The 16617-nt window shown below is 73.1% G+C and carries 17 protein-coding genes; 1 reads left to right on the top strand and 16 read right to left on the bottom strand.

What is annotated here, in order from left to right; genetic code table 11:
* Nucleotides 1-15: 15 nt before the first annotated feature.
* The 4 genes from V6U82_RS26345 to V6U82_RS26330 form a co-directional block, all read right to left on the bottom strand.
* Nucleotides 16-486 (bottom strand): ribose-5-phosphate isomerase, encoded by a 471-nt coding sequence (locus V6U82_RS26345; RefSeq protein WP_120573590.1) that lies wholly within the window; start codon nt 484-486, stop codon nt 16-18.
* A gap of 72 nt (nt 487-558) precedes the next feature.
* The gene (locus tag V6U82_RS26340; RefSeq protein WP_128138270.1) at nt 559-1758 is read right to left on the bottom strand and encodes a DUF1015 family protein; all 1200 of its coding nucleotides are present in this window, start codon (nt 1756-1758) and stop codon (nt 559-561) included.
* Between the two features lie 87 nt (nt 1759-1845).
* A complete protein-coding gene (locus V6U82_RS26335) occupies nt 1846-2175 on the bottom strand; it encodes a hypothetical protein (protein WP_128138271.1) in 330 nt (109 codons plus the stop codon).
* Nucleotides 2176-2300: 125 nt separating this feature from the next.
* Nucleotides 2301-2924 (bottom strand): mycothiol-dependent nitroreductase Rv2466c family protein, encoded by a 624-nt coding sequence (locus tag V6U82_RS26330; protein WP_128138272.1) that lies wholly within the window; start codon nt 2922-2924, stop codon nt 2301-2303.
* A 228-nt stretch (nt 2925-3152) separates the two neighbouring features.
* Here V6U82_RS26330 and pepN point away from each other — a divergent pair, with 228 nt between their 5' ends.
* Nucleotides 3153-5699 carry an aminopeptidase N gene (gene pepN / locus V6U82_RS26325; protein ID WP_334465595.1) on the top strand — a complete coding sequence of 849 codons (2547 nt, stop codon included), beginning with the start codon at nt 3153-3155 and terminating at the stop codon, nt 5697-5699.
* A gap of 139 nt (nt 5700-5838) precedes the next feature.
* Here the strand turns inward: pepN and V6U82_RS26320 are convergent, their stop codons facing one another.
* The 12 genes from V6U82_RS26320 to V6U82_RS26265 are packed head-to-tail and all read right to left on the bottom strand — an operon-like array spanning nt 5839 to nt 16572.
* A complete protein-coding gene (locus V6U82_RS26320) occupies nt 5839-6252 on the bottom strand; it encodes a DUF5130 family protein (protein ID WP_334465593.1) in 414 nt (137 codons plus the stop codon).
* A complete protein-coding gene (ctaJ, locus tag V6U82_RS26315) occupies nt 6239-6541 on the bottom strand; it encodes an aa3-type cytochrome oxidase subunit CtaJ (RefSeq protein ID WP_442933469.1) in 303 nt (100 codons plus the stop codon). The genes V6U82_RS26320 and ctaJ overlap by 14 nt, the downstream gene beginning before the upstream one ends.
* Before the next feature lie 52 nt (nt 6542-6593).
* The gene (locus V6U82_RS26310; RefSeq protein ID WP_334465590.1) at nt 6594-8066 is read right to left on the bottom strand and encodes an amidase; all 1473 of its coding nucleotides are present in this window, start codon (nt 8064-8066) and stop codon (nt 6594-6596) included.
* 60 nt (nt 8067-8126) lie between these two features.
* Complete coding sequence (locus tag V6U82_RS26305; protein WP_128138066.1) at nt 8127-9122, bottom strand: amidohydrolase family protein; 996 nt, start codon at nt 9120-9122, stop codon at nt 8127-8129.
* Nucleotides 9123-9125: 3 nt separating this feature from the next.
* The gene (locus V6U82_RS26300; protein ID WP_121683149.1) at nt 9126-9650 is read right to left on the bottom strand and encodes a 3-hydroxyanthranilate 3,4-dioxygenase; all 525 of its coding nucleotides are present in this window, start codon (nt 9648-9650) and stop codon (nt 9126-9128) included.
* Nucleotides 9643-10068 carry a RidA family protein gene (locus tag V6U82_RS26295; RefSeq protein ID WP_128138065.1) on the bottom strand — a complete coding sequence of 142 codons (426 nt, stop codon included), beginning with the start codon at nt 10066-10068 and terminating at the stop codon, nt 9643-9645. The genes V6U82_RS26300 and V6U82_RS26295 overlap by 8 nt, the downstream gene beginning before the upstream one ends.
* Nucleotides 10065-10838, bottom strand: a complete 774-nt coding sequence (locus V6U82_RS26290; protein ID WP_120573583.1) for a 2-keto-4-pentenoate hydratase — start codon at nt 10836-10838, stop codon at nt 10065-10067. The genes V6U82_RS26295 and V6U82_RS26290 overlap by 4 nt, the downstream gene beginning before the upstream one ends.
* Nucleotides 10835-11950 (bottom strand): 4-hydroxy-2-oxovalerate aldolase, encoded by a 1116-nt coding sequence (gene dmpG / locus V6U82_RS26285; protein ID WP_334465586.1) that lies wholly within the window; start codon nt 11948-11950, stop codon nt 10835-10837. Before dmpG ends, V6U82_RS26290 begins: the two co-directional genes overlap by 4 nt.
* Nucleotides 11950-12882, bottom strand: a complete 933-nt coding sequence (locus V6U82_RS26280) for an acetaldehyde dehydrogenase (acetylating) (RefSeq protein WP_334465584.1) — start codon at nt 12880-12882, stop codon at nt 11950-11952. Before V6U82_RS26280 ends, dmpG begins: the two co-directional genes overlap by 1 nt.
* Nucleotides 12879-13676 carry a 2-keto-4-pentenoate hydratase gene (locus tag V6U82_RS26275; protein WP_334465581.1) on the bottom strand — a complete coding sequence of 266 codons (798 nt, stop codon included), beginning with the start codon at nt 13674-13676 and terminating at the stop codon, nt 12879-12881. The genes V6U82_RS26280 and V6U82_RS26275 overlap by 4 nt, the downstream gene beginning before the upstream one ends.
* A gap of 56 nt (nt 13677-13732) precedes the next feature.
* Entirely contained in the window at nt 13733-15214 is a 1482-nt protein-coding gene (locus V6U82_RS26270; protein WP_334465689.1) for a 2-hydroxymuconic semialdehyde dehydrogenase, read from the bottom strand.
* Nucleotides 15215-15234: 20 nt separating this feature from the next.
* The gene (locus tag V6U82_RS26265) at nt 15235-16572 is read right to left on the bottom strand and encodes an FAD-dependent oxidoreductase (RefSeq protein WP_334465578.1); all 1338 of its coding nucleotides are present in this window, start codon (nt 16570-16572) and stop codon (nt 15235-15237) included.
* Nucleotides 16573-16617: the final 45 nt, after the last annotated feature.

The following is a 16617-nucleotide window of genomic DNA, read 5'->3' as shown; positions in this document are numbered from 1 at the left end:
CCCGGACGTGTCCGCTCAGGCGGGCAGCTCGGGCAGGCGGCGGCTCTGCTCGTAGGCGGCCACCTGCTCGATGCGCCGGCTGTGCCGCGGGTTGCCGGAGAACGGCGTGGTGAGGAACGCCTCGACGAGCGCGGTGGCCTCGTCGAGCGTGTGCTGCCGGGCGCCGATCGCGACGATGTTGGCGTCGTTGTGCTCGCGGGCGAGCTGGGCGGTGTCGACGTTCCAGGCGAGCGCCGCCCGGACGCCCGCGACCTTGTTCGAGGCGATCTGCTCGCCGTTGCCGGAGCCGCCGATCACCACGCCGAGGCTGCCCGGGTCACCGACCACCCGGTCACCGGTGTGCAGGCAGAAGGCCGGGTAGTCGTCGTCCGGGTCGAAGACGTGCGGTCCCACGTCGACCACCTCGTAGCCCTGCTTGGCCAGGTGGTTGGCGAGGTGCACCTTCAACTCGAAACCGGCGTGGTCGGATCCCAGGTAGACGCGCATACCGCGCAGTCTGACAGGCCCGCCTCCGGGTCGGCGCGCGGGCGGCGGCCCGGAGGCGGATTCGTCACACGGTCAGTGCGGCAGCTCGGCCACGACCAGGCCGGCCCGCGCCTTCGGGGTGAACCAGGTGCTCTTGCGCGGCATCTTCTCCCGGGCCAGGTTCACCGCGACGAAGTCGTCGACCGTCACCGGCGCGACGAGCACCGCCAGCTCGGCCCGGCCGGCGTCGACCTCACCGACGAGCCAGCTCGCCGGGTAGTCGCCGCCCACGTACGTGATCCGTTTGTCGCCCGGGTCGAGGCCCAGCGCGTCGCGCAGCAGCAGGCGCTCGACGAGCGCGTGGTCGAGGTTCTCCAGCCGGGCGGCGCCGACGTGCGGCAGCGTCACCGCGTACCCCCGGCCGCCGAGATGGAGGTGCACGACGCCGCCGGTGGCCGGGACGTCGACCGGCCCGTCCGCCGGGGTGATCTCCGCGCCCGCCGCGCGCAGCCGGTCGAGCAGCTCGTCCGGCGTGGTGGTCAGCTCGCTGACCAGCCGGTTGTAGGGCTGGATGGCGACCGACGCGGGCGTGGTGACCACCGCGAGGAAGCGCGGGAAACCGCCGGTCTGCGCGGCCAGGCTGCGGTGGTTGCCGTCCGCGACCACCAGTTCCCCACCGCCGGCCAGCGCGGTCAGCTCGTCCTGCGCCGGGCCCGGGCCGAGCAGCCAGATCGCGTGCGTACGACCGGACTGGTCGACGTCCGTCGCGGCGGGCGCGCCGGCCGCGTCGGTCGCCGCCGCGAGCGCGGCGTGCAGCTCGTCACCCTTGCCGGTCTGGAGCAGGAGTACGGGCGAGAGCAGGTGACCGAGCGCCTCGGCCAGGGCGACGCGCTCGCGCACCTTGGCGATGAACACGTCCTCGTTGCGGATCACCAGGCCCGGCTCGTCGGCGCGGGTGGAGATCTGGTCGGTGTCGACCATGGCCCACAGCCCGTACGCGCTCTCCTCGCCCGGCGCGCTGATCCGGTAGAGCACCACCACCTGCTCGGCCGGCGTGTAGCTGCCGTCCGCCTTCGCCTCGGCCAGGCGCGCCACCGCGTCGGGCAGCGCGTCGAGGAAGGACTTCCCGAGGCTGCCGGGCGCCCGGTGGGGCATCTCGATGCCCAGGGCGCTGTGCGGATTCGCCTCGACGATGGAGGTGATCTCCGCGTCGTCGGCGAACTCGTCGTAGTTCTGCGCGCCGGTGCCGCCAGTGGTGATCCAGGCCCGGGTGATCGGATGCACGACCGTCATGTCCGCTGACGCTACCCGGGCCCCGATCGGTGCCGCCGCCGGACTCACCCGCTTACCACCAGGTGATAGCGACGGGCCCCGGACGGCTCAGGCGGTGGAGTTGCGGTGCCGGCCCGGGGCCGGGCGGCGGGCCACCGGGGCGGGGCGGGAGCCGGCGTTGAGGCGTACCGTCGTCGCGCCGGCGGCGGCACCGGACCGCGACGGCGCGCGGCCGGGCCGGACGGTCTCGCCGGGCGGTGTCATCCGCGAGGTGGCCACCACCCGGGCCACGCCGACCACGATCGGCGGGGCCAGCAGGTCGGCCACCTCGGCCGGGCCGGCCGGCCAGTCGCTCTCGGTCACCGACCAGTACGTCGCACCGGAGTCCTCGGTCGCCTGCTGCGGCGCGTCGTCGGACATGCGGCGGTGCTTGGCCATGGGAACGCCTCCAGGAGCTGCCGTGCTGCGGCCCCGCGGGCCGTCGGCTGGGACACCCGGTGAAACGAGCCCCGCACCGGCCCGGTGACGGGCGGCGCGGGGCTCGGGCGCGTCACGTTCCGCGCTCAGTCGAAGGTCGGACCCTGCTCCCGGGTGCGCTTCAGCTCGTAGAAGCCGGGGGTGCCGGCGACGAGCAGCACGCCGTCCCAGAGGCGGCCGGCCGCCTCGCCCTTCGGCGCCGGGGTGATCACCGGGCCGAAGAAGGCGACCTGACCGCCGTCCGGACCCGGGGCGTGGATCACCGGGGTGCCCACGTCGGTGCCGACCGGCCGCATGCCCGCCTCGTGGCTGGCCCGCAGCGCCTCGTCGTACTGGGTGGACCCGGCCGCGTCGGCGAGCGCCGGGTCCAGGCCCACGTCGTTGAGCGCGCCCACCAGCATGTCCCGGCCCAGGCCCTCCTTGCCGAGGTGGATCCGGGTGCCCATCGCGGTGTAGAGCTTCGCCAGCGCCTCGGCGCCGTGCGCCTGCTCGACGGCGATGCACACCCGCACCGGGCCCCAGCCGTCGCGCATCAGATCCCGGTACTCCTCCGGCAGTTCCCGGCCGTCGTTGAGCACGGACAGGCTCATCACGTGGAAGCGGATGTCCACGTCCCGGACCTGCTCGACCTCCAGCAGCCAACGGGAGGTGATCCACGCCCACGGGCACAGCGGGTCGAACCACATGTCCGCGGTGACACGTTCGGTCACGGTGTTTTCCCTTCACGACATCGTCGCGCCGGGGGACCCGGCGCGGTCACCTCCGATCCTCACCCCGCACCCCGGCGCCCGGTACCGGAATGAGAGCGTGACCTCGACCACCGAGAGCGGTCCGTGCATGGAAGACTCGGTTCTCGACGGGCCGTCACGAGCGGCCGGGCAGAACCGGCGCCGCGGGGCGCGGCGAGACGAGTGGGATGGAGACGAACAGTGCCGGGAGTGCGCAACCTGACCCAGGTCGAGGCGACCGAGCGGGCCCGCCTGCTCGAGGTGACCGGGTACGACATCAGCCTTGACCTGTCGACCGCGGTGCAGCCCACCGGTCGCACGTTCCGCTCGGTGACCGAGGTCCGGTTCCGCTGTGTCGAGCCGGGGGCGACCACGTTCATCGAGACAGCCGCCGAATCGGTGCGGTCGGCCACGCTCAACGGCGAGCCGGTGGACCTGTCCGGCTGGTCCGCCGAGAAGGGACTCACGCTCAACGGCCTGGCCGCCGAGAACGTGCTGGTGGTCGACGCCGACTTCGGCTACTCCAACAGCGGGCAGGGCCTGCACCGCACCGTCGACCCGGTGGACGGCGAGACCTACCTCTACAGCCAGTTCGAGACCGCCGACGCGCAGAAGGTCTACGCCTGCTTCGACCAGCCCGACCTGAAGAGCGTCTACACCTGGCACGCCACCGTCCCGGACCACTGGCGGGTCGTGTCGAACATGCCGGTGGAGCGCGAGGAGGCCGCCGGTGAGGGCCTGAAGACGGTGCACTTCACCGTCTCGGAGCGGATGAGCACCTACATCACCGCGCTGTGCGCCGGGCCGTACCACGAGGTGCGCCGTACCCACGACGGCATCGACATGGGCTACTTCTGCCGGGCCAGCATGGCCCCGCACATGGACGCCGACGACCTGCACCTGATCACCACGCAGGGCTTCGACTTCTTCCACGAGAAGTTCGGCGTGCGCTACCCGCTGCCCAAGTACGACCAGCTCTGGGTGCCGGACTTCAACGCCGGCGCGATGGAGAACTTCGGCTGCGTCACGCACGCCGAGTCGCACTACATCTTCCGGTCGCAGGTCACCGACTTCGAGTACGAGCAGCGCGCCAACACGATCCTGCACGAGCTGGCGCACATGTGGTTCGGTGACCTGGTCACCATGCGCTGGTGGAACGACCTGTGGCTGAACGAGTCGTTCGCCGAGTGGGCCAGCCACTGGTGCAACACGCACGCCACCCGCTTCACCGACGCCTGGACCACGTTCCTGTCGATCCGCAAGAACTGGGGCTACCGGCAGGACCAGCTCTCCTCCACCCACCCGGTCTACTGCGAGATGCCGGACCTGGAGGCCGTCGAGGTCAACTTCGACGGCATCACGTACGCCAAGGGCGCGAGCGTGCTCAAGCAGCTCGTCGCGTACGTGGGCGAGGAGCCGTTCCTGGCCGGCCTGCGCGCCTACTTCGGCAAGTACGCCTGGGGCAACGCCACCTTCGACGACCTGCTGTCCGAGCTGGAGTCGGCCTCCGGCCGGGAGCTGCGCAAGTTCGCCGCCCAGTGGCTGGAGACCGCGCAGGTCAACACGTTGCGCCCGGAGGTGACCATCGGCGCCGACGGCACGTACGAGCGGGTCGTGGTCCGGCAGGAGGCGCCGGCCGGCTACCCGACGCTGCGTACCCACCGCATCGGCGTCGGCCTGTACGACCTGACCGACGGTCGGCTGGTGCGCCGCGAGCTGGTCGAGACGGACGTGACCGGCGAGCTGACCGAGCTGTCCGAGTTGCACGGCAAGCCGGCCGCCGACGTGCTGCTGCTCAACGACGAGGACCTCACGTACGCCAAGCTGCGGCTGGACGAGCGGTCGATGGCCACCGTGGTGCAGCACATCGCCGGTTTCGACTCGTCGCTGGCCCGGGCACTGTGCTGGACGGCCGCCTGGGACATGACCCGCGACGCGGAGCTGTCGGCCCGCGACTACGTGGCGCTGGTGCTGGCCGGGCTGACCGCCGAGACCGACATCAACCTGGTCACGGCCACGCTGCGGCAGGCGACCACCGCGCTCACCTTCTACGCCGACCCGGACTGGGCGCCGACGGGCTGGGCCGACCTGGCGCGTACCGCGCGGACCGCGCTCGCGGCGGCCGAGCCGGGCAGCGGCTTCCAGCTCGCCTGGGCCCGGGCGTACGCCTCGTCGGCCCGCTCCGGCGAGGACCTGGCCACGCTGCGCGGCTGGCTCGACGGCAACGGGGTGCCGGAGGGGCTGACCGTCGACACCGAGCTGCGGTGGACGGTGCTCCAGTCGCTCGTCGCCAACGGCGCCGCGGGCGCGGCCGACGTGGACGCCGAGCTGGCCGCCGACCGTACCGCGAGCGGCGAGCGGGAGGCCGCGTACGCGCACGCGCTGGTGCCGACCGCCGAGAACAAGGCCGCGGTGTGGGCGCTGCTCACCGGCCCGGACGCGCTGCCGAACTGGCGCAACCGGGCGCTGCTGCAGGGCTTCACCCACCCGGCGCAGGTCGAGCTGACCGCGCCCTACCGGGAGCGCTACTTCGCCACGGTGGACCAGGTGTGGGCGCAGCGCGACAGCGAGCCGGCGCAGGAGTTCGTCCAGCTCGCCTACCCGTCGTACCTGGTCGAGGAGGACACCGTCGCGGCCACCGACGCGTGGCTGGCCCAGGACGGCCGGCCGGCGTCGCTGCGGCGGCTGGTGGCCGAGGGCCGCGACGGCGTGGTCCGCGCGTTGAAGGCCCGGGAGCGGGACGCGCGCACCGCCTGAGTGAGGCACGCCGGCCGGGGCCGGCGCGGGTGGCAGCCCGCGCCGGCCCCGGCCGCTGTCGTGGGCCCTGCGCCGTCGGGGAACGAGAAAGCCCGGCCCGCGTGTGCGCGGGCCGGGCTTCGTCGTGCGTGCGGGCGGGTCAGCCCTTGCCGGCGTGGCTGGCGAGCTGGTCGAGGCCCTGGATGATGCCGCCGGCCAGGTCGCCGCCGCCGAAGGAGGCCACCATGGAGAGCGCGGCCAGCTTGGCGTACGTGTCCGGGATGCGCTTGCGCGCGTACTTGCCGGTGACGATCTCGAGCTGCCGCTGGTTGGGCGACACCGCGATCAGCACCGAGCGGTCCGGCTCGGCGAGCTGCCGGTGCAGCCGCTCGGCGTGTTCCCGGATCGGCTCGTCGAGGCCGCCGACGTAGACCGAGAAGACCAGGCCGGTGCCCTGGTCGGCGAGGCGCAGCGCCTCGTCGATGCGGAGCAGCTGACGGGTCGAGAACGGCCCGTCCAGCACCTCGGGCGGGGTGCCCGTCCCCGTCGTGGGCCGCGCTTCACCAACGGTCACTTGCGCCTCCGGTTCCACCGGCCGGTGCCTCCCGGCCGGCCTGCTCCTGCTTGCGGCTGGTCAACGCCGGCGCCTGCGCCCCGGCGGCCAGCGCCGTGCCGGCCGAGTCGGCCAGCTGCTCCGGACGGCCCAGGAACCAGACCGGAGTGAAGTCGAAGGGCCGGCCCGGCCGGTAGCGCTTGGCGCCGCCACCGCTGCCGCGGCTGCCGGCTGCCGCCAGGGCGGCGATCAGCAGCACCGCGGCGGCCGGGATGCCGACGAAGACCACCAACGTCTCGGTAACAGACAATCCCAACGCCCCCAGGCGGAAAGAGAGACCAGGAATGGTGCGGAACGGCCGGTCAGGACCGGTCGCGCCCCACGTCACTTGTGATGTTCACGTTAGCGGAGTCGGCGGCCCGCCAGATTGCGGGGTGCTGATCCCATCCGTCACTCCGGTGCTCCAGTTGCGCGGCAGTGGCGAGCAGTGTCGCGTCGTCGCCGTACCGGCCGGTGAGCAGCACCCCCACCGGAAGCCCACCGGCGGTCCGTCCGACCGGCAGCGAAACGGACGGATCGCCCGTGACGTTGAAGACCGCACAGTACGGCGAGAAGCGCCGCTGCCCGTCGAAGTCCGCCGCCGGTTCGAGGGCGGCGAACGCGCCGACCGGCGCCTGCGGGCTCGCGAGCGTCGGGCAGAGCAGCAGGTCACACCCGGCGGTACGGCGTATCCCACGGCGTACCTGCGCCTGGAGTTCGCCGAGCGCGGCCATCAGCCGGGCCGCGCCGAGCGCCTCGCCGCGTTCGCGCAGGAACCGGGTCAGCGGCAGCAGGTCGCCCTCGCGCCCGGCCGGGACCGGGGTGACCGCCAGCGCGTACCAGACGGTCTCGAACAGCGGCCACGCCTCGCGGCCGAGCGGCGCGGGGACGTCGACCACCTCGTGGCCGGCGTCGGTGAGCAGCGCGGAGGCCCGGTCGACGGCGGCGACGCAGTCCGGGTGGACCGGTTCGTCGGCGAGCATCGGCGTGGTGAAGCGGCCGACGCGCAGCCGGCCGGGGCCGGTGGCGCGGGCGGCGCGGGTGACGCCGAGGTACCCGCCGGCGGGCGCGGCCGGCGGCAGGTACGGCTCGCCGGGCACCGGACGGGCGAGCACGTCGAGCAGCGCGGCCACGTCGCCGACGGTACGGCCGATCGGCCCGTTCACCGGCAGCCCGAAGCCGCCGAAGCCGAGCGGCCCGCCGGAGACCAGGCCCCGGCTGGGCTTGTAGCCGACCAGACCGCAGAGCGCGGCCGGGATGCGTAGCGAGCCGCCACCGTCGGAGCCCTGCGCGACCGGCACGAGCCCGGCGGCGACCGCTGCCGCCGCCCCGCCGCTGGACCCGCCCGCGGTGTACGCGAGGTCCCACGGGTTCCGGGCCGGCGGCGCCACCAGCCCTTCCGAGTAGAGCGAGCAGCCGAGTTCGGAGGTGGTGGTCTTGCCGAGGCTGACCAGGCCGGCATCGGCCAGGAGGCGGACCACGTCGGCGTCGACCGGCGGGACGAAGTCGGCGAAGGCGGCCGAGCCGAAGGTGGTGCGCACCCCGGCGGTGAGCGTGAGGTCCTTGATCGCGGTCGGCACCCCGTGCAGCGGGCCGCGTTCCTCCGCCCCGAGCGCGTCGGCGGCACGGGCGGCGGCGAGGGCCCGGTCGGCGGTGACGGTGACGAACGCGCCGACGGTGTCGCCGAGCGCCTCGACCCGGCGCAGGTGGTGCTCGACCAGTTCCAGGCTGGACAGCTCGCCCCGGCGGATCGCGGCGGCCTGTTCCAGCGCGGTCAGGTCGTGCGGCTCGGCCATGCCGTCCATCCTGCCGGTCCGGCGGCCCGGAGGCCGGGCGACACGTCCGGCGGGCTGACGTCAGCGGCCGAGGAACCGCAGCGCGTTGCCGCCGAGCAGCGCGTCCCGCTGCGCGTCGGTGAGGAAGTCCGCGCGGTGCACCACCTGGCCGACCGGCCGCTCCCCCAGCGGGTACGGGTAGTCGCTGCCGAGCAGCACCCGCTCGGTGCCCATGGTGTCCACCAGCAGCCGCAGCGCGGCCGGTTCGAAGACCACGGAGTCGACGTGGAACCGGTCGACGTAGGAGCTGGGCGGTGCGCTGGACGCGCCGCGTACCAGGTCGCCGCGACGGTGCCAGGCGTTGTCGGCGCGGCCCAGCCAGAACGGGAAGCTGCCGCCGCCGTGCGCGAAGCAGATCCGCAGCGTGTCCGGCACCCGGTCGAACACGCCGCCGAGGATCAGCGCGAGCACCGACAGGTGCGTCTCGGCCGGCATCCCGGTCAGCCAGCGCGCCATCCACCGGTCCAGCCGGGGGCCGCCGGGCATGTCCCACGGGTGCACGAACACCGGCGCGCCGACCTCGGCGCAGTGGGTCAGGAACTGCACGATGCCCTCGTCGTCCAGATCCCGGTCACCGACGTGGTTACCGATCTCCACGCCGGCGTGCCCCGCCGACAGGCAGCGGTCCAGCTCGGCGCAGGCCGCGTCCGGGTCCTGCAACGGCACCTGGCAGAACGGCACCAGCCGGCCGCCGTCCGCGGCGGTGACCTCCAGCGTGAGGTCGTTGAAGATCCGGGCCACCTTGACCGCCTGGTCGGCCGGGCGGTCGTAGCTGAAGAACACCGGGGTGGGCGAGACGACCTGCACGTCCACTCCGTCGGCGTCCATGTCGGCCAGCCGCGTCGGCGCGTCCCAGCACGGCGCGCCGATCGGGCGGAACTCCGTCTCCCCCACCATGATCATGGCGGCGCGCTCGGAGTCCACCCGCAGCCAGGGCCAGCCGGACCCGCCGCACGCCGCGGCGAGGTCCGGCCACCCCTTCGGTACGACGTGCGTGTGCACGTCCACGACCGGCACGCGTCAGCCCTTGCCCGGGTGCAGCGCGCCGCAGTTGTCGCAGGTGCGGGCCTTCTCGTCGGCGTAGAACGCGGCGAAGACCGGGGGCAGGTCGGCGGCGATGTCGCGGACCTGCAACTCCACCTCGTGCACCTTGTGGTGGCACTCGCCGCAGTACCACTGGAACTTCTCCAGCGTGCCCTCCTCGCGGACCCGCTCGATCACCATGCCGATCGAGCCGGCCTCGGGGCGCTGCGGCGAGTGCGGCGTGTTGCGCGGCAGCATCCACATCTGACCCTCGCGCACGTGCACCGTACGCGGACCCTCGGGCAGCATCAGGTTGATGTGCATGTTGCCCTTGACCTGGTAGAAGAACTCCTCGTACGGGTCGACGTGGAAGTCCGTGCGCTGGTTCGGGCCGCCCACCACCATGACGATGAAGTCGTCGCTGCCGGGCAGCATCTCCTTGTTGCCCACCGGCGGCTTGAGCAGGTGCTGGTTGTCGCCGATCCAGCCGGAGAAGCTGAACGGCTCGGCGATCTCACTCATGGGAACCTCCCGACGGAAGTAGGGCGACTGCCTGCATCTCGATCAGCAGATGCGGGTGCGGAAGCTGGTGCACGGCGACTGTGGTCCGGGTCGGCCCGGTGACGTCGAAGAACTCCGCCCACACCTCGTTGTAGCCACCGAAGTCGTTCATGTTGACCAGGTAGCTGGTGACCTGCACCAGATCGCTCAGGTCGGCGCCGACCGAGCGGAGCAGGTCGCGGATGTTCTCGACCACGGCCCGGGTCTGCTCCCGGATGTCCAGGTCGGTGGTGCCGAACTCGTCCACCGACACCCCGGCGAACGTGTTGTCCGGCCGGCGCGACGACGTACCGGAGACGTAGACGAACCCGCCGGCCACCTTGACGTGCGGGAACGCGCCCCGCGGCACGGCCTTACCGGCCACCACGCGGGCCGTCATGGCAGGGCCTTGAGCGTGGCGGAACCGAGCTTCTCCACAGTGGCGCGCACGTGTGCGCCGGGGCGCAACGGCACCGCTGCGGTGGCCGCGCCGGCCAGGAACACCCAGCCCTTGCGCAGCCGTACGCCGTGCCGGCCGGCCAGCCGCAGGCCCTCGTCCAGCGCGCGGCGCGGGTCGCCGAGGATGGCGGCGGTCGAGCCGACCTGCGCCACCCGCCCGTCGATCTCCAGGAGCACGCCGAGGTTGTCCAGCCCGTCCGGCACCGGCGACCACGGCCCGACCACGAACGCGGCGGCCGAGGTGTTGTCGGCGATCACGTCCGGCAGCGAGAAGGTGAAGTTCGCGTACCGGGAGTCGATCAGCTCGATCGCCGGGGCGACCGCGCGCACGGCCCGGGTGAACGAGCCGACCGGTTCGCCCGGGTCGGGCAGCCGGTCCAGCAGGAACGCCACCTCCGGCTCGACCCGGGGATGGATGAAGTCGCCGACGTCGACGCCGCCGCCGTCCGGCACCCGCATCACGTCGGTCAGCCGGCCCCAGATCACCTCGTCCACGCCCACCTGCGCCATCTTGGCCTTGCTGGTCAGCCCCATCTTGAGGCCGACCAGCCGCTCACCCCGGTCGAGGCGGCGCTGCACCAGCGCGGTCTGCACCGCGTACGCGGCGTCGACGTCGAGGCCGGTCTCGGCGGCGAGCTGCGGGATCGCGGTGGCGTCGTCGGCCGCCGCACCCAGCTTCTCCGCGATGCCGGCGATGTCCGGCCCGATCATGCTGCGCCACCTTTCGTTCGCGACTGCGGGGCTCGCAGGCCCGGCTCACTCCTCGCGCTCACGTTCTCCTTGCCCGCCAGGTCCAATGCCACGTCCACGATCATGTCCTCCTGGCCGCCGACCATCCGGCGACGGCCCAGCTCGACCAGGATCGAGCGGACGTCCACGCCGTACTTGGCCGAGGCCCGCTCGGCGTGGCGCAGGAAGCTGGAGTAGACGCCCGCGTACCCCAGGGAGAGCGTCTCCCGGTCCACCTGGACCGGCCGGTCCTGCAACGGGCGGACCAGGTCGTCGGCGGCGTCCATCAGCGCGAACACGTCGCAGCCGTGCTTCCAGCCGTGCAGCTCGGCGACCGCGACGAAGACCTCCAGCGGCGCGTTGCCCGCACCGGCGCCCATGCCGGCCAGCGACGCGTCCACCCGGACGGTCCGGCCGGACGGCGAGCCGAGCGGGCCGTCGCCGAGGATTCGGCCGTGCTCGACCGCGAGCACGCTGTTCGCCACACCCAGCGACAGGTTGTGGTGCGCGTGGATGCCGATCTGCGTCTCCGGTTCCAACACCTGCCGGTACGCGTCGACGCGCTGCGCCACGTCCGACATCAGCAGCCGCCCGCCGGAGTCGGTGACGTAGACGCAGTGCGCGCCGTACGACTCCATCAGCTTGGCCTGCGCGGCCAGCCCGGCCGGGTCGTTGAGGTGCGACATCATCAGGAACCCGGAGACGTCCATGTCGTTCTCCCGGGCCCACGCGATGTGCTGGGCGGAGATGTCCGCCTCGGTGCAGTGCGTGGCGATCCGGACGCTGGTCACGCCGAGCGCCTTGGCCGCCTTCAGGTCGGCGATGGTGCCGATGCCCGGCAGCAGCAGCGTGGTGAGCCGCGCGGTGGTGAGCACCTCGGCGGCGGCGGCGATCCAGTCCGCGTCGGCGGCGGCGCCGTGCCCGTAGTTGACGCTGGAACCGGCCAGGCCGTCGCCGTGCGCCACCTCGACCGCCGCCACACCGGCCGCGTCGAGCGCGGCGGCGATGGTACGCACCTGGTCGACCGTGTAGCGGTGGGCGATGGCGTGCATGCCGTCGCGCAGCGTCACGTCCTGGATGTAGAGGTCGGTCATCACGCACTCACCTCGCTCGCACGCAGCGCCACGAGCCGCTCCGCGGTACGCAGCGCGGCCGACGTCATGATGTCCAGGTTCCCGGCGTACGCGGGCAGGTAGTGCCCGGCGCCGGAGACCTCCAGGAACACCGACACCTGAAGGCCGGTGAAGTGCCGGCCGAGCACCGGCGCGTACGTGTCCACGGCGTCGAACTGCACGTCCTGCTTGAGCCGGTAGCCGGGCACGTACTCCTGCACGGTCTTCACCATGTCGGCGACCGAGGCGGCGATCGCGCCCCGGTCGACGTCGGCGTCCGGGCACAGGCAGTAGACCGTGTCGCGCATGAGCAGCGGCGGGTCGGCCGGGTTCAGCACGATGATGGCCTTGCCGCGCTCGGCGCCGCCGACCACCTCGATGGCGCGGGCTGTGGTCTCGGTGAACTCGTCGATGTTGGCCCGGGTGCCCGGCCCGGCGGACTTCGAGGCGATCGAGGCGACGATCTCGCCGTACGCGACGGGGGTGACCCGGCCGACCGCGTGCACGATCGGCACCGTGGCCTGCCCGCCGCAGGTCACCATGTTGACGTTCGGCTCGCCCAGGTGCTCGTCGAGGTTCACCGGCGGCACCACGTACGGGCCGATCGCGGCCGGGGTCAGGTCGACCACGGTGCGGCCGTGCGCCCGCAGCACCTCGTCGTGACGCTTGTGCGCACCGGCCGAGGTGGCGTCGAAGACGAGCTGGACGTCTGCGAACTCGGGCAGCGCCACGAGGCCGTCGACGCCCCCGGCGGTGGTGGTCACGCCGAGCCGGCGGGCCCGGGCCAGACCGTCCGAGGCCGGGTCGATGCCGGCCATCGCCACCATGCGCAGGCTCTCACTGAGCCGCAGCACCTTGATCATCAGGTCGGTGCCGATGTTGCCCGACCCGAGCACCGCCACTCCGACAGTCATGAGGTGGCCTCCTTCGAGAAACAGGTACGCACCGAACCGAGCCCGGAGATGCGCGCCTCGTACGCGGCACCGGGCGTGACCGGCACCATCGGTCCGAGCGCGCCGGAGAGCACCACGTCGCCGGCCTTGAGCGGGTCGCCCGCCCGGGCCATGGTCGTGGCCAGCCACTGCAACGCGTGCAGCGGATTGCCGAGGCAGGCCGCGCCCGCGCCGACCGAGACCGGCTCACCGGCGTGCTCCAGCACCATGCCGCACAGGCGCAGGTCGACGTCGGCGAGCCGCCGGGGCGCGGTGCCGAGCACGAACAGCCCGCTGGAGGCGTTGTCCGCCACCGTGTCCACTATGGAGATGTCCCAGTCGGCGATCCGCGAGTCGACGATCTCGATGGCCGGCAGCACGTGGTCCACCGCCCGGATCAGGTCGACAGTGGTGACCCGCTCGTCCGGCAGGTCCGCGCCGAGCACGAAGGCGATCTCCGCCTCCACCCGCGGCTGGAGCAGCCGGTCGATCGGCACCTCGACGCCGTCGCCGACGGCCATGTCGTCGAAGAGCACCCCGAAGTCGGGCTGGAAGACACCGAAGCTCTCCTGCACTGTCCGCGACGTCAGGCCGATCTTCGCGCCGACGCGGCGGTGCCCCTTGCCCAGCCGTTGCCGGGTGTAGACCTGCTGCACCTGGTACGCGGCCTCGATGTCGCCCTCGGGCAGCAGCCGGCCGCGCAGCGGCGGGCAGGGCTTCCCGTCCTGCCGGGCCACTGCCAGTTCCCGGTTGGCGGCCTCGATGTCCACGGTCATGGCGGCTCCTCGCTCACGTCGCTGGGGATTCCGGCCATTCTGCCCACCACGCGCGCTCATGAGAGATCCACGCAGACGTTGGTCAGCTCGGAGTAGAAGTCGAGCGAGTGCACGCCGCCCTCGCGGCCCACTCCCGACGCCTTCACCCCGCCGAACGGGGTGCGCAGGTCGCGCAGGAACCACGTGTTCACCCAGACGATGCCCGCGTCGAGCCGGACGCCGGCCCGGTGCGCCCGGCCCACGTCCCGCGTCCACACCGTCGCGGCCAGGCCGTAGGCGGTGCCGTTGGCCAGCGCGAACGCCTCGTCCTCGTCGTCGAACGGCGCGACGTGCACCACCGGTCCGAAGATCTCCTCCTGGTTGGTGCGGGCGTCCGCCCCCAGGCCGGTGAGCACCGTCGGCTGCACGTACGCCCCGCCGTCGCGGGCGTCGCCGAAGCGCGGCGCACCGCCGCCCGCGCGGACCTCGGCGCCCTCGGTGCGGGCCAGCGCGTAGTGGCCGAGCACCTTGTCCCGGTGCCCGTGCGAGATGAGCGGCATGTTCGCCGTCGCCTCGTCGTCCGGCCAGCCGTACGCCAGCTCGCCGGCGCGCTCGGCCAGCCGCGCGGTGAACTCCTCGAACACCGGCCGCTGCACGTAGATGCGCTCGGTGCACAGGCACACCTGGCCGCCGTTGGTGAAGCTGGACCGCACCGAACCGGCGACCGCCGCGTCCAGGTCGGCGTCGGCGAACACCAGGCCGGCGTTCTTGCCGCCCAGCTCGAAGCTGACCGCCTTCACCCCGTCGGCGGCGGCGCGCATGATCGCGCTGCCGGTCGCCGACTCGCCGGTGAACGTGATGGCGTCCACGCCGGGGTGCCGGGTCAGGTGCTCACCGGCCGAGCCGGGGCCGAAGCCGTGCACCAGGTTGAACACGCCGTCGGGCACGCCCGCCGCGGCCATCACCTCGGCCAGCAGCGTGGCCGACGCGGGTGTCTCCTCGCTGGGCTTGACCACGACGGCGTTGCCGCAGGCCAGGGCCGGGGCGACCTTCCAGGTGAGCAGCAGCAGCGGCAGGTTCCACGGCACGATGACAGCGACCACGCCGACCGGCTTGCGGACCGCGTAGTTCAGCGCCCGGCCCCCGGCCGGGGTGACTGTGGTGAACGACTCGGTGGGCGCGGTCGCCACGATCTCGGCGAACGCCCGGAAGTTCGCCGCGCCGCGCGGGATGTCGAGCGTCCGGGCCTGCGAGATGGCCTTGCCGGTGTCCGCCACCTCGGCGGCGACCAGGTCGTCGAAGCGCCGTTCCAGCTCGTCGGCGACCCGGCGCAGCACCTCGGCGCGTTCCCGCTCCCCCATCCGGCCCCACGGGCCGCGCAGCGCCGCCCGGGCCGCCGCGACCGCGTCGTCCACTGTCGACTGCGACGCCTCGGCCACCTCGAACACCGGCTCGCCGGTGACCGGGCTGCGCTTGGTGAACCGGGAACCGGCGTCGACGAACTCGCCGCCGACGAAGTTGCGGAGCAGGCCGGGGCCGTCCGGCGCGTGCCCGGTCATCAGCCGGGGATCCCAGAGCGTCATCGCCGCCGCCCCAGCGCCGCGCGGACCCCACCGGCCAGCAGCGCGACCGCGCCGGCCGCGACCGCGCCGACCACCGCGTACTGCGCGCGCACCCGGCGGCGCACCTGCGCGTACGGGGTGGTGGAGAAGGACACCAGCTCGTACTGGGAGACGTAGCGGCCCGGCAACGCCCGTTCCAGCGCGTGCTCGACCTGCTTGCGGGTGCGGAACACCGGCGAGGCGACCTTGTCCCGCATCTCCACGAAGTTCGCCAGCGCCATCCGGGCGATCGCCTCGGCGTTGTCCTGGCGGCGGTGCTGGAACAGCGGCAGCGCGGCGGCCCACTCGTCGTCGCACTCGTCGAGGCAGCGGTCCAGTTCGACCACGTCCTCGAACGCGCAGTTCGCGCCCTGGCCGTAGAACGGCACGATGGCGTGCGCGGCGTCGCCGATCAGGCCGACCTTGCCGGCCACCTGCCACGGCGTGCAGCGCACCGTGCCGAGCACACCGACCGGGTTGTGCTGGTAGTCGTCGACGAGGTTCGGCGCGAGCGGGACCAGGTCCGGGTAGTGGGTGGCGAAGAACTGCTCGATCGCCGCCGGGCTGCTCAGCGACGCGAAGCTGCGCGTGCCGTGGGTGGGCCAGAACAGCGTGCAGGTGAAGGAGCGGTCCGGGTTCGGCAGCGCGATCATCATCGAGGTGCCGCGCGGCCAGATGTGCAGCGCGCCCGGGTCGAGCGCGAACTCCCCGCCCAGCGGCGGGATGGTCAGCTCCTTGTAGCCGTAGTCGAGGAAGTCCAGGCTCTCGGTCAGGCCGCCGTACGCGAGCAGTTGCCCGCGCACCGCGGAGCCGGCGCCGTCGGCGCCGAGGACGACCGAGGCGGTGGCGGTGACCTTGCCCTGCGGGGTCTCGAACGTCATCTCGCCGCCGAGCGGGTCGAGCCCGACCAGCCGGTGGTCGAACGCGACGCGCACGTTCGGCAGCGCGGCGGCGGCGTCGAGCAGCGCGTTGTTCAGCGCGCCCCGGCTGATCGAGTTGATCGCCCGGTCCCCGGAGCCGCTGTACGACTGGAACTCCGGCTCGCCCTCGACCGGGTGGATCATGCGGCCGCGCATCGGCAGCGCGTCCGCCATCACCTCGTCCTCCAGGCCGATGCGGCGCAGCGCGTCCAGGCCGCGCTCGGACAGCGCCAGGTTGATCGACCGGCCCCGCTCGACGGTGCCGGTACGCGGGTCGGGCCGCCGCTCGTAGAGGGCCACCGGGTAGCCGCGGCGAGCCAGGTAGCAGGCCAGCAGGCAGCCGGCCAGCCCGGCGCCGACCACAGCGATCTCGTCGCGCTCGCTCCTCGCGCTCACGGCCCCTCCTTCCGTTCGCGACTGCGGGGCTCGCAGAACCGGCTC

The organism is Micromonospora sp. CPCC 205554 (assembly GCF_036902745.1).
GTDB classification, from domain to species: Bacteria; Actinomycetota; Actinomycetes; order Mycobacteriales; family Micromonosporaceae; genus Micromonospora; species Micromonospora tulbaghiae.
The sequence above is the reverse complement of the archived record's forward strand: the minus strand, read 5'-3'. Positions and strand labels throughout refer to the sequence as shown.

Bases quoted from the DNA above. Each gene is read 5' to 3' on its own strand.
- V6U82_RS26275 (WP_334465581.1), bottom strand. From the start codon at position 13,676: ATGACCGTGGACATCGAGGCCGCCAACCGGGAACTGGCAGTGGCCCGG.
- V6U82_RS26280 (WP_334465584.1), bottom strand. From the start codon at position 12,882: ATGACTGTCGGAGTGGCGGTGCTCGGGTCGGGCAACATCGGCACCGAC.
- V6U82_RS26290 (WP_120573583.1), bottom strand. From the start codon at position 10,838: ATGATCGGGCCGGACATCGCCGGCATCGCGGAGAAGCTGGGTGCGGCG.
- V6U82_RS26335 (WP_128138271.1), bottom strand. From the start codon at position 2,175: ATGGCCAAGCACCGCCGCATGTCCGACGACGCGCCGCAGCAGGCGACC.
- V6U82_RS26345 (WP_120573590.1), bottom strand. From the start codon at position 486: ATGCGCGTCTACCTGGGATCCGACCACGCCGGTTTCGAGTTGAAGGTG.
- V6U82_RS26340 (WP_128138270.1), bottom strand. From the start codon at position 1,758: ATGACGGTCGTGCATCCGATCACCCGGGCCTGGATCACCACTGGCGGC.
- V6U82_RS26295 (WP_128138065.1), bottom strand. From the start codon at position 10,068: ATGACGGCCCGCGTGGTGGCCGGTAAGGCCGTGCCGCGGGGCGCGTTC.
- dmpG (WP_334465586.1), bottom strand. From the start codon at position 11,950: ATGACCGACCTCTACATCCAGGACGTGACGCTGCGCGACGGCATGCAC.
- V6U82_RS26300 (WP_121683149.1), bottom strand. From the start codon at position 9,650: ATGAGTGAGATCGCCGAGCCGTTCAGCTTCTCCGGCTGGATCGGCGAC.
- V6U82_RS26270 (WP_334465689.1), bottom strand. From the start codon at position 15,214: ATGACCGGGCACGCGCCGGACGGCCCCGGCCTGCTCCGCAACTTCGTC.
- V6U82_RS26310 (WP_334465590.1), bottom strand. From the start codon at position 8,066: ATGGCCGAGCCGCACGACCTGACCGCGCTGGAACAGGCCGCCGCGATC.